This is a genomic window from Micromonospora sp. KC207 (assembly GCF_004348615.1).
In the GTDB taxonomy this organism is placed as follows: Bacteria; Actinomycetota; Actinomycetes; order Mycobacteriales; family Micromonosporaceae; genus Micromonospora.
Map to the genome: position 1 here is coordinate 1 of NZ_SMKJ01000251.1, position 10,781 is coordinate 10,781.

Consider the following 10,781-nt stretch of genomic DNA (forward strand, 5'->3'; position numbering starts at 1 on the left):
GGATGGCGGTGAGGGCGGCTCTGGCGGCGGGGCGGGTGCGGGTTTCGGCGCGCGCGATGTGGTCGGCGGTGACCAGGGCGCGGCCGGCAGCTCCCGGGTCGCCCAGGTCGAGATAGGCGCGGGTGATGTCGATGAGGTGGGCGGCGCGGTGCTCGGCGGGGAGCCGGTGCCAGCCGTCGTCGCCGGTGGCGTATCGGTGGACGGTGACGGCCTGGTGGTGGTCGCCGAGGTGGGTGGCGACCAGGGCGCGGGCGAGCGTGACGGCGGTGGGGCCGAAGGCGGTGCCGTCGTGGTGCGGGTTGTCGTGGGCGGCGGCGAGGCGGGCGGCGCGTTCGGCGAGATCGTGGGCGGTGACGGCGTCGCCGTAGGTGGCGGCGGCGAGGGCGGCTTCGATAAGCAGGGTCCCGGCCAGTCCAGGTTCGTCGGGCAGCAAGGCGCGCGACGGCGTCAGGTCGAGCTGATGTACGGCGCTGAGCGCGGCAGCCTTCGCGAGGCGTCCCCGGCGCAGGGCGCGCAGGGCCTGGGCGAGGGTCCTGCTGACTCATGCCCCGCCGGGCCCGCAGCTCGGCCATCCGCCGCCCGATTGGCAACTCATTGCGGGTGCGCCGGCCGGCCCGATCATCTGTCCCGCTCCGGCGGCACGGCCGGTCTTTCCTTCGCTGATCTCGCCGAAAGGTGCGATGTGGACGTGAAGACCGTCGAAAGGTGGGTCAGCCGAGGGCGCGTCCCTCACCCTCGTTCCAGAGTGCGAGCGGCCGAGGCGTTGGGCGAGAATGTGAGGGTGCTATGGCCTGAGATGATCCGACGTGCCGTGAAGGTTGGAAGCGATCGCGAGCTGGTCGGCATCTATCCTCGCCGCGCCGACCTTCCGCGATCGGTCTTTCGTGAGGCGATCGGGCAGGCCAGTTCTCGGCTCTGGTTCGGTGGATACACCAGCTACTTCCTCTGGCTGGAGGTGCCCGGCATCTCCGCCACGCTCGAAGCCAAGGGCAGCGCCGGGGCCGACCTGCGATTCCTGCTCGGAGATCCGGATAGTCCGGTCACGGCCGAGCGGGAGAGGATCGAAGCGACTCCGCTCACCCTGGCGACCCGCATCGCGATGACGCGCGCAGAGCTCAGCAAGGTCGGCACCGTGATACCGGTCCGCTTCTCTGCCCGTCATCTCGCCATGTCCGTGTGGGTCTTCGACAAGGAGGCCGTAGTCGCCACGCACATCGGGGCGGGGCTCGGGCAGGACTCCGTGACGCTGCACCTGCGACGATGGCAGGACGGGGGAGCTTTCGACCGATATGTCGAGCACTTCGAGTCGTTGTGGGCCGATGGCAGACCCGCTACCCAACAGAACTGAGCCGTAGGGAGCTGAGTCGAGGGGCGACATCGTCCGCACCGTCCCGGGCGGGGCGGTGCGGGCCGCCGGTGACGGCCCGCACCGCGATCCGTCAGCGGTTGGCGAGGGTGCGCGCGTCGGCGGCGATCACGCGCGCCTTCGCCTCGGGCAGGAACCGGCCGGCGTGCCGCTCGGCGTACCGGGCCAGCTCCGCGTACCGGCCTTTGACCAGGTGGTCGGTGAGCACCGTGAGTGCCGGGTCCTTCGCGCCGGAGGTGAGCACCAGGTGCCCGAGGCCGGCCGGGGTCACCGCGACGGTGAAGGTGGCCTCGGCGGTGGCCGTGCCCTTCGGCCCGGTCACCTCCGCGCGCAGCCGGTGCGCGCCGGCCGCCAGCCCGGTCAGGTCGAGCGGCTCGCCCACCGGCACCGCCGCGCCGTCGAGGGTGACGGTCACGGTGTCGGCGTCGGTGGCCGGCACGGTGAGCACTGGCCGCTGCGCCCGGTCCAGCTCGACGCCGTCGGCCGGGGCGGCGATCGACACGGTGGGCCCGGCCGCGCCGAGCTGACCGGCGGCGTTCCAGCCGGCCAGTTCCGCCGGCCGGTTCGTGATGATCCCGTCGGTGCCGATCCGCTCAAGCTGCTGCCACTGGACCGGCGAGTCGACCGTCCAGGCCATCACCGCGACGCCGGCGGCGTGCAGGTCGGCGACCACGGCCGGTCGGGCCAGCAGCGCCGCACCCGTCGGGTTGTACGCGGTCACGCCCAGCTCCCGGGCCACGGCGACCGGGTCGGCGTCCAGGCTGCCGCGCAGCAGGCCGGTCGGCAGCTCGGGGGCGAGTTGCCGGGTGTGGCGCAGGGTGTCGACCTCGAAGCTCTGCACGAAGACCCGGCCGGTCATCTGCTCGGCGCGGATCACCTCGACGATGCGGGCCACCTCGTCGCGGGTGTGCGCGCCCTTGATCTCCAGCAGCAGGTTGCCGCCCCGGTTACGCAGGTCGGCGAGCTGCTCGGCGAGGGTCGGCAGCCGGGCCCCGGCGTACTGCGGGGCGAACCAGGAGCCGGCGTCGAGGGTCTTGAGCTGGGCGGCGGTGAGCGTGCGGATAGTGCCCGAGCCGTCGGTGGTGCGGTCGACGGTGGAGTCGTGCAGCACGAACGGCACCCCGTCGCGGCTGGGCTGGACGTCGTTCTCGACGAAGTCGGCCCCGGAGCGGCGGGCGATCTCCTGCGCCACGAGGGTGTTCTCCGGGGCGGCGGCGGACGCGCCCCGGTGGGCGACGATGGTCAGCGGGGCGCCGGCCGGACGCAGGTAGCCGTTCGGCGGCAGCTCGGTGACCAGCACGTCGTCGAAGGAGACGCTGCCGCCGTTGACGATCAGGGCCTGCCCGCCGTCGGTGGACCGGGTGAGGCTGCTGGTGCGCAGCAGCTGGCGGCCGTCGAGGAACCAGCGGGCCTGGTTGCCGTGCACCTCCACGGCGACCAACATGTCCCGCCCGGTGCCGGCGGCGTACGGCGCGGAGCCGGTGTTGGTGACGTTCCAGGCGTTGGCGGTGGTGAGCTGGGCGAACTCCAGGCCGTTGGCGGCGGTGGTGCCGCTGCGCATGGTGGCGATCCACCACGGGGTACGCGCGTCGGCGGGCACGTCCAGGCCGAGCGCCGTCCACCGGGTCGGTTCGGCGACCGACTCGAAGCGGACGGTCGCGGTGAACCGGAAGTGGGTGAGGTTCCGGCCGAAGGTGATCTTCCGGGTACCGCTGGTGGCGGTGCCGCGCAGCCGGCCGTCGCGCACCGTCCACTCGCCGTCGACGGCCCGCCAGCCGGCGGGCAGCGTACCGGCGGAGAAATCCTCGGCGACGACGACGTCACCGGGCTTCGCGGCGGCGGGGGCGGAAACGGGAACGGCGGCGAGCAGGCCGGCGGTCGTGGCGAGCGCCGCGAGGACGGCCACGGACCAGCGCGGACGTCGGCGGAATGTCAACATGCCCCGGACGCTAGGGACCGTCCAGAAACGCCTGGTGTCGCCACCGCTGACACCGGCCGGCCCACGGATGGACACCGGACGGGCCGCGGATCCGTTGGGCGGGCGCGGATCCAAAGGCGGGTGGCATGGCGGCGACATGGCGGTGTCCCCGCCGACGGATATCGCCATAGGGCCGACATCGCGGCGCCAACCGGCCGCGTCGAGCTAGGCCGCGCCGGGCGGGGCAGGCGGGACTGCTACCGGACCGGGCGGATCTCGATGCCGACCTCGACCGACAGCGCGGCGGCCATCGCCGCGACCGGGGCGCGGACGCCGGTGAAGTGCTCGAACTGGCCGACCGCCTGGGCGACCAACAGGTCCAGCCCGGAGACCACCCGGCAGCCGGCCGCCTCCGCCGAGGCGGCAAGGGGGGTGGGCCAGGGGTCGTACAGCGCGTCGAAGTAGACCGCGCCGGGCCGCCATCGGGCCTGCACCGCGAGGGAGTCGGCGACGCCCTTCGGGACGGCGGCGACGACCACGTCGGCGTCGGTGTGACCGGCCGCGCCGGCCCAGTCCGCGCCGGCCAGCCGCAGGCCGAGCGCGTCGGCGGCCGGGCGCAGCTCGTCGATGGCCGACGCGCGGCGGGCCACCACGGTCACCGTGCCCGAGCCGAGACGGGCGGCGGCGGCCAGGGCGGCCCGCGCGGTGCCGCCCGCGCCGAGCACGGTGAACCGGGCCCCTGGCGGCACGTCGGCCGCGCCGAGCAGCTCGATCATGCCGGCGGCGTCGGTGTTGTCCGCGTACCAGGAGCCGTCGGCGCGGTGCACCAGCGTGTTCGCCGCGCCCATCGCAGCGGCGACGGGCGACACCTCGGCCGCGAGCGCGAGGGTGGCCTCCTTGCACGGCATGGTCACCGACAACCCGGCCCACTCGGGGCCGAGGCCGCCGACCATCGCCGCCAGCTCCGCCTCCGCACACTCGATCGTCGTGTACGACCACCCGGCGAGGCCGGCGGCGGCGTAGCCGGCGTTGTGAATCACGGGGGAGAGTGAGTGACTGATCGGCTTGCCGACCACCGCCGCCCGCCGTGGCGTCGTCATCAGATGATCCCGGCCTCCCGGGCCCTCGCCTCGTTGCGCTGGTGCCCCTCGTACGTCTCGGCGAAGGCGGAGTGCCCCTCTTTGTCGATCGCCACGAAGTAGAGCCACTTGCCGATGGGCGGGTCCATCGCCCCCTCCAGAGCCTGCTTGCCCGGGTTGTTGATCGGGGTGGGGATCATCCCCTTCAGCTTGCGGTTGTACGGGTTCTTCGGGTTGTCCAGCTCGGCCGGGGTCATGTCCTTCGACTTCTTGCCCTCCTGGCCGATCGACTCGAAGTAGTAGTTGACCGTGACGTCCATCTCCAGGCAGTTGCACGGGAACTCGCCGTACACGCGGTTGTAGGCCACCCGGGCGACCTTGCCGAGGTCGTCCTTGTTGCCCGCCTCGGCCTGGGCGAGGGACGCGACGATCAGCGCCTCGTACGGGCTGATGCCGCCCCGTTCCTCCTGCACCCGGTCGGCGAACTTCATCTCGCCGGTGACGGTGAGGAAGTTCTCCACCATCATCGTCAGCAGGATCTCGGCGGTGGCCTTCGGCGGGATCTCGTACGTGTCCGGATAGAGGAAGCCCTCGATCGACTTCTTGACCGGCTTGCCGTCGGTGCGCTTGAACCACCAGTCCGGCACGCCGAGTGCTTCCGGGTCCTTCGCGGCGGCCTCGAACTCCTTGACCGGGATCTTGGTCTTCTCCGACAGCAGCTTGTAGACGCCCTTGGCCGTACGCCCCTCGGGGATGGTGACCTGGTTGGTGACCTTGTTCTTCAGGTCGAGCAGCATGACCAGGGCCTGCTCGCCGCTCATCTGCTTGCGGACCTTGTAGGTGCCGGGCTGGATGTTCTTGCTGCGCGAGTTGGCCTCGGCCGCCTCGACGAACGCCTTGGCGCTCTTGACCACCCCGGCGTCGTAGAGCGCGACGGCCATGTCGGCGATCAGCGCGCCCTGCTTGATCTCGACCGTGACCTCGCCGGTGCCGGCCCCGTCGTAATCGGGCGTGACGAAGTAGCTCTGCACCCGGTCGAAGCCGTAGAAGGCCCCGCCGCCGATCACGCCAAGCAGGACGAAGGCCATCAGCAGAGCGAGGGCGGTCTTGCCTCGGCCCCCGGAGGACTCGCCTCGGCGCTTGCGCATGGAGCTGCGCCGGTGCTTGCCCTTCTCACCCCGCTCCGGCTCGTCGAACCCGAGCTCCAGATCGTCGATCATCGCGTCCGCCTCCGCTGCGCGTCCAGCCAGCTCTGCAGGATCTCGACCGCAGCGGCCTGGTCGACCACCGCGCGGCGGCGCTTTCCCCGGACGCCACCCTCGGCAAGCCTACGAGAAGCCACCACCGTCGACATCCTCTCGTCGGTGAGCGTTACCGGAACGGGCGCAATTACGTCAGCCAGCCGGTCAGCATACGCCCTGACGTTCCGCGCCGCCGGGCCGTGCTGGCCGGCGAGGTTGATCGGAAGGCCGACGACGACCTCGACGCACTCGTGCTCGGCGATCAGAGCGACCAGTTCGGCCATGTCGCTCGGCACGGCGTCGTCGGCCGCGGTGAGGTCCCGGGCAAGCGTCACCAGCGGGGTGGCCAGCACCCCGTGCGGGTCGGAGCGGGCCACACCGACCCGCACCTGCCCCACGTCGACCCCCAGCCGGACACCGCGCAATGTTTCGGTCATGTTCCGTTCATCCTGCCCTGAAACGGGTCAGGGCGGACCGTGACGGTCCGCCCTGACCCGACGTACGGTGCGCTCACGCCTCGGCGATCGCCTGCTCGACCGTGGCCAGCAGCTTAGGCGCCTCGTCCGCCGGCAGGCCACCGCCCTGAGCCAGGTCGTCGCTGCCGCCGCCCCGGCCGGAGAACGCGGCCTTGACCAGGTCCTTCGCCGCGAGGCCCCGGCCCCGGGCCGCCGCGTTCACGGCCACCACGAGGGACGCCTTGCCGTTCGACCGGGCCGCCACGGCCACCACGGCCGGCCGGGCCGGGTCGATCTTGCCGCGGATCTCCTGGGCCAGGGTCCGCACGTCGTTGCCGGCCGCGCCCTCGGGCGCCTCGGTGCCGACGTACGCCACCCCACGGACGTCCTTCGCCTGCCCCGCGAGGGCCGCCGCGCCGCCGAGCACGAGCTGGGCGCGCAGCTTCTCCAGCTCCTTCTCCGCGTCGCGGAGCTGGGTGACGGTCTGCTCCACCCGGTCGGCGACCTGGTCGCCGGGGACCCGGAACAGCTCGGCGAGCCGGGAGACCAGCAGGTGCTCGCGGGCCAGGAAGCCGAAGGCGTCCATGCCGACGAGGGCCTCGATGCGGCGTACGCCCGAACCGACCGACGCCTCGGAGAGGATCTTGACGAGGCCGAGCTGCGCCGAGCGGGCCACGTGGGTACCGCCGCACAGCTCCCGGGCGTAGTCGCCGACCTCGACGACCCGCACCCGCTCGCCGTACTTCTCGCCGAACAGCGCCATCGCGCCGATGCGGCGGGCCTCCTCCTGGGTGGTGATGAAGGCGTGCACCTCCAGGTCGGCCAGGAGCACCTCGTTGACCTGCTGCTCCACGTCGTGCAAGACGCTCGGCGCCACCCCGGTCGGGGTGTTGAAGTCGAACCGGAGCCGCCCCGGCGCGTTCAGCGAACCGGCCTGGGTGGCCGACTCGCCGAGGAAGTTGCGCATCGTCTGGTGCACCAGGTGGGTGGCCGTGTGCGAGCGGGAGATGGCCCGCCGCCGGGTCACGTCGATCTCGGCGTACCCGTTCTCGCCCGCGCGCACCTCGCCCCGGACCACCCGGGCGCGGTGCACGATCAGGCCCGGCACCGGCTGCTGCACGTCGAAGACCTCGACCTGGCCGCCGCCGACGGTGATCAGGCCCTGGTCGGGCTGCTGACCGCCGCCCTCCGCGTAAAACGGGGTGGTGTCGAGCACCAGCTCGACCGTGTCGCCCTCGACCGCCGCGCCGACCTGGTCGCCGCCGGAGAGCACGGCACGCACCCGGGACTCCCGGTTCAGCTCGGTGTACCCGGTGAACTCCACCGGCCCGCCCGCGTCCAGCACCGACCGGTACGCCGACAGGTCGGTGTGCCCGGTCTTACGCGCCCGCGCGTCGGCCTTGGCCCGGGCCCGCTGGTCGGCCATCAACCGGCGGAAGCCGTCGGCGTCGACCGCGAGGCCCTGCTCGGCCGCGATCTCCAGGGTCAGGTCGATCGGGAAGCCGTAGGTGTCGTGCAGCTGGAACGCCTTGTCGCCCGACAGCGCCGGACGCCCCGCCGACTTGGTCTCGGCGATCGCCGTGTCCAGGATCGTCGTGCCGGCGCGCAGCGTCGCCAGGAAGGCGTCCTCCTCGGCGTACGCGTACTGCGCGATCCGATCGAACTCGGTCGCCAGCTCGGGGTACGACGGGGCCATGCAGTCCCGCGCCACCGGCAGCAGCTCGGGCAACGCCCGCTCCTGCCAGCCCAGCAGCCGCACCGCCCGGATGGCACGGCGCATGATGCGGCGCAGCACGTAGCCGCGCCCCTCGTTGCTCGGGGTGACCCCGTCGCCGATCAGCATCAGCGCGGTGCGCACGTGGTCGGCGATCACCCGCAGCCGCACGTCGTCGGGGTGCGACTGCGCGGCCACGTGGCCGGAGTGCGCCCCGTACCGCTTGCCGGTCAGCTCGGCCGCACGGGCCAGGATCGGCCGGACCTCGTCGATCTCGTACAGGTTGTCGACGCCCTGGAGGATGGACGCCATCCGCTCCAGGCCCATGCCGGTGTCGATGTTCTTCTTCGGCAGCCCGCCGACGATCCGGAAGTCTTCCTTGCTGGTGACGTCGGCGATCTCGTACTGCATGAAGACGAGGTTCCAGAACTCCAGGTACCGGTCCTCGTCGACCTCCGGGCCGCCCTCGCGACCGTAGTCGGGGCCCCGGTCGTAGTACAGCTCCGAGCAAGGGCCGGCCGGGCCGGGAATGCCCATCGACCAGAAGTTGTCCTTCTTGCCCCGGCGGACGATCCGCTCGGCCGGCATGCCGACGGAGCGCCAGATCTCGGCCGCCTCGTCGTCGTCGAGGTAGACCGTCGCCCAGACCCGCTCCGGGTCCAGCCCGAAGCCGCCCTCGGCGACCGACCTGGTGACCAGGTCCCAGGCGAGCGGGATCGCCCCGGCCTTGAAGTAGTCGCCGAAGGAGAAGTTGCCGTTCATCTGGAAGAACGTGCCGTGCCGGCTGGTCTTGCCGACCTCGTCGATGTCCGGGGTGCGGATGCACTTCTGCACGCTGACCGCCCGAGGGTAGGGCGGGGTCTGCTGCCCCAGGAAGTAGGGGACGAACTGCACCATGCCGGCGTTGACGAACAGCAGGTTCGGGTCGCTGATGGCGGGCAGCGGAGCGGACGGCACCACGGCATGGCCGTTCGCCTCGAAGTGGGCGAGATACCGCCGCTTGATCTCCGCCGTCTTCATCGCTGGTGCTCCTCCGGAAAGATCTCTCGGTCGCCGATGCGCGGGTCCTCCCGCAGCTCGGCGAACTGGTCGTCGAACGCCTCGCCCCGGGCGAACGCCTCGTGGATCTCCTGCTCGCGTTCGGCCATCCCGATCCGGACGTCCTCCACGAAGCTACGCAGCGACTCCACCAGACCGCCAGCGGATTGCGACAGGCCGCCGGCGATGCCGGCCGGCGTGTACGCCTGAGCGGCGTGGGTCGCCTTGCGCACCACCACCACGCCGACGGCCAGCCCGATACCCAGCCAGAACAGGCGCCTCATGAACTCATCCCTCCGTCGCCGGCCGGCTCAGCCGTTGCCGCGCCTGGCGGCGCGGCGCTGCTGCTTGATGGTGTCGCGCACCTCGCGCTCGGTTTCGGCGTGCCGGCGGGCGGCGGCGGCCCGGCGTACGCCGTAGCCGAACGCGGCCACCTTCACCAGCGGGTTCGCGGCGGCGGCGGAGACCACGGTCGCCAGGTTCGCCACGTTCGCGGTGACGTTCTGGGCGTGGGTGGTCATGGTGTCCACCTTGGCCAACTGGAGGTTGACCCCGTCCAGCGAGGTCTGCACCTGCTCCAGCGCGGTGTTGACGTTCTTCACCGTGGTGTTGACGTCACCGAGCAGGGGCGCGGTGCGGTCGTTGAGGTCGTTGATCATGCGGGTGGTTGCGTCCACGGTGTGCCGCAGCCGCAGGATGGGCAGCGTCAGGATCAACACGAGCATCGCGAACGCGATCGCCGCGATCAGCGCCGCGACCTCTCCAAAACTCACGCCTGTCCTCCTCGACCAGTTCTCCGGGGCCCGACGCCCCGGAACGCGCGACCGTCCATACCCACACCGTCGTTCGGCGACCCGACACGGGTCAGCGGGGGCAGGCGGGCCTGCCAGCCCCAGACCCTACCGTCAGTGATGAAACCCGGCTCACGACGGTGAGGGTGTCGGCTCGCCGAGCGGATCCTCGCTCAGGGTCGGGAAGGGATCCTCGCCGGTGAGTGACGGGTCGGTGCTCGGCTGTGGCCGGGTCCGCTCGTCGTCGATGGCGTTGCGGACCTTCACCGACACCAACGAGCCGGTGCACTCCTGCGCTGCGGGAGGCGTGGCCAGCACCGTCGGCGCGGGCTCCCCGTCGACCGGCGGCGGAACGCAGGTCGGCTCGCGTACCCACAGGTCGAGGGTCAGCTCGTCGCGGCGCCAGCAGGTGTAGTCGCCCTTCGCCGGCTGCTCCGGACAGCGGGTCACCTTCCAGGGCTGCCAGCCGTCCTCGATCAGCGCGCGTTCGTAGGCCCGCGCCGTCTCCTCGACCGGCCGCTGCGACTCGACGGTGCGCTCGCGCAGCCGACATTCCTCCACGCACCAGCGGCTGCCACTGACGTTGTCGACGGTCTTCGTGGCAGCCCAGCCGGGCACGTTCAGCCCGTCCAGGGTGTCGAAGACCGGGTCGCGGCTGAGCGTACGGATGCCGAAGAAGATCGGCACGGCGCCGAGCAGCACCAAGCTGACCAGCGCGAGCACGCCCATTCGCAGTCGACGCCGCTGACGCACCTGCCGCCGCAGCTCCGACCGGGCGCCGCGCAGGCCGCCCGGCCCCTCCTCGTCCGGGTCGTCCGGCTCCGCGGCCCGGCGCAACTGGGCCGCGCCGGCGGGCTCCGCGCCACCGTGGCCGGGGGCATCGACATCCGGGCGGGGCCCGGGACCCGGGCCGGGCCGGGCCGGCGGCGCGGCGGCGGCGGACGGCACCACGGCGGCGGCCCGGGCCACAGCGGGCGGCTGGTCGGGGCGGACCGGCGACGCGGTACCAACGGTGGGGTCCGGCCGGCCTGCTTCGCGCTGCGGCGGTGCCGCGCGGCCGGCGGCGGGATCTGCCGGCCGCTCGTCGGCGCGCGCGGGCGGGGTCACCGCCCGCGCCACAACGGGCTGGGCGGGACCACCGTTCGGGGCACCGGGCGGCACGGCCCGACCGGCTAGCCC

General features: G+C 72.5%; 9 protein-coding genes and 1 pseudogene. 1 reads left to right on the forward strand and 9 read right to left on the reverse strand.

Annotated elements, in window-relative coordinates; genetic code table 11:
• A pseudogene (locus tag E1258_RS25150) lies at nucleotides 1-433 on the reverse strand (XRE family transcriptional regulator); the annotation flags it as partial.
• A gap of 363 nt (nucleotides 434-796) precedes the next feature.
• On the opposite strand from E1258_RS25150, the gene E1258_RS25155 reads away from it, so the two are divergent.
• Nucleotides 797-1,348 (forward strand): XRE family transcriptional regulator, encoded by a 552-nt coding sequence (locus E1258_RS25155; protein WP_243715672.1) that lies wholly within the window; start codon nucleotides 797-799, stop codon nucleotides 1,346-1,348.
• A gap of 91 nt (nucleotides 1,349-1,439) precedes the next feature.
• On the opposite strand, the gene E1258_RS25160 is transcribed toward E1258_RS25155, so the two are convergent.
• From E1258_RS25160 to E1258_RS25195, 8 genes are all read right to left on the reverse strand, one after another.
• Nucleotides 1,440-3,305, reverse strand: a complete 1,866-nt coding sequence (locus E1258_RS25160; protein ID WP_132405466.1) for a glycerophosphodiester phosphodiesterase family protein — start codon at nucleotides 3,303-3,305, stop codon at nucleotides 1,440-1,442.
• Nucleotides 3,306-3,541: 236 nt separating this feature from the next.
• Nucleotides 3,542-4,384, reverse strand: a complete 843-nt coding sequence (locus E1258_RS25165) for a shikimate dehydrogenase (protein WP_132405468.1) — start codon at nucleotides 4,382-4,384, stop codon at nucleotides 3,542-3,544.
• Nucleotides 4,384-5,583, reverse strand: coding sequence for an endolytic transglycosylase MltG (gene mltG, locus E1258_RS25170; protein WP_132405470.1), 1,200 nt, complete (start codon nucleotides 5,581-5,583; stop codon nucleotides 4,384-4,386). Before mltG ends, E1258_RS25165 begins: the two co-directional genes overlap by 1 nt.
• Nucleotides 5,580-6,041: a Holliday junction resolvase RuvX gene (ruvX, locus tag E1258_RS25175; protein WP_132405472.1), complete on the reverse strand. Its 462-nt coding sequence runs from the start codon at nucleotides 6,039-6,041 to the stop codon at nucleotides 5,580-5,582. Before ruvX ends, mltG begins: the two co-directional genes overlap by 4 nt.
• 73 nt (nucleotides 6,042-6,114) lie before the next feature.
• Nucleotides 6,115-8,793, reverse strand: coding sequence for an alanine--tRNA ligase (gene alaS / locus E1258_RS25180; RefSeq protein WP_132405474.1), 2,679 nt, complete (start codon nucleotides 8,791-8,793; stop codon nucleotides 6,115-6,117).
• Nucleotides 8,790-9,095 carry a hypothetical protein gene (locus tag E1258_RS25185; protein WP_132405476.1) on the reverse strand — a complete coding sequence of 102 codons (306 nt, stop codon included), beginning with the start codon at nucleotides 9,093-9,095 and terminating at the stop codon, nucleotides 8,790-8,792. Before E1258_RS25185 ends, alaS begins: the two co-directional genes overlap by 4 nt.
• Before the next feature lie 27 nt (nucleotides 9,096-9,122).
• Nucleotides 9,123-9,584 (reverse strand): DUF948 domain-containing protein, encoded by a 462-nt coding sequence (locus tag E1258_RS25190; RefSeq protein WP_132405478.1) that lies wholly within the window; start codon nucleotides 9,582-9,584, stop codon nucleotides 9,123-9,125.
• Between the two features lie 150 nt (nucleotides 9,585-9,734).
• Entirely contained in the window at nucleotides 9,735-10,439 is a 705-nt protein-coding gene (locus E1258_RS25195; RefSeq protein ID WP_243715673.1) for a hypothetical protein, read from the reverse strand.
• Nucleotides 10,440-10,781 lie beyond the last annotated feature (342 nt).

Excerpts from the sequence above, each read along its gene's own strand:
- alaS (WP_132405474.1), bottom strand. The coding sequence starts at position 8,793 with ATGAAGACGGCGGAGATCAAGCGGCGGTATCTCGCCCACTTCGAGGCG.
- E1258_RS25155 (WP_243715672.1), top strand. The coding sequence starts at position 797 with ATGATCCGACGTGCCGTGAAGGTTGGAAGCGATCGCGAGCTGGTCGGC.
- ruvX (WP_132405472.1), bottom strand. The coding sequence starts at position 6,041 with ATGACCGAAACATTGCGCGGTGTCCGGCTGGGGGTCGACGTGGGGCAG.
- E1258_RS25160 (WP_132405466.1), bottom strand. The coding sequence starts at position 3,305 with ATGTTGACATTCCGCCGACGTCCGCGCTGGTCCGTGGCCGTCCTCGCG.
- mltG (WP_132405470.1), bottom strand. The coding sequence starts at position 5,583 with ATGATCGACGATCTGGAGCTCGGGTTCGACGAGCCGGAGCGGGGTGAG.
- E1258_RS25185 (WP_132405476.1), bottom strand. The coding sequence starts at position 9,095 with ATGAGGCGCCTGTTCTGGCTGGGTATCGGGCTGGCCGTCGGCGTGGTG.
- E1258_RS25165 (WP_132405468.1), bottom strand. The coding sequence starts at position 4,384 with ATGACGACGCCACGGCGGGCGGCGGTGGTCGGCAAGCCGATCAGTCAC.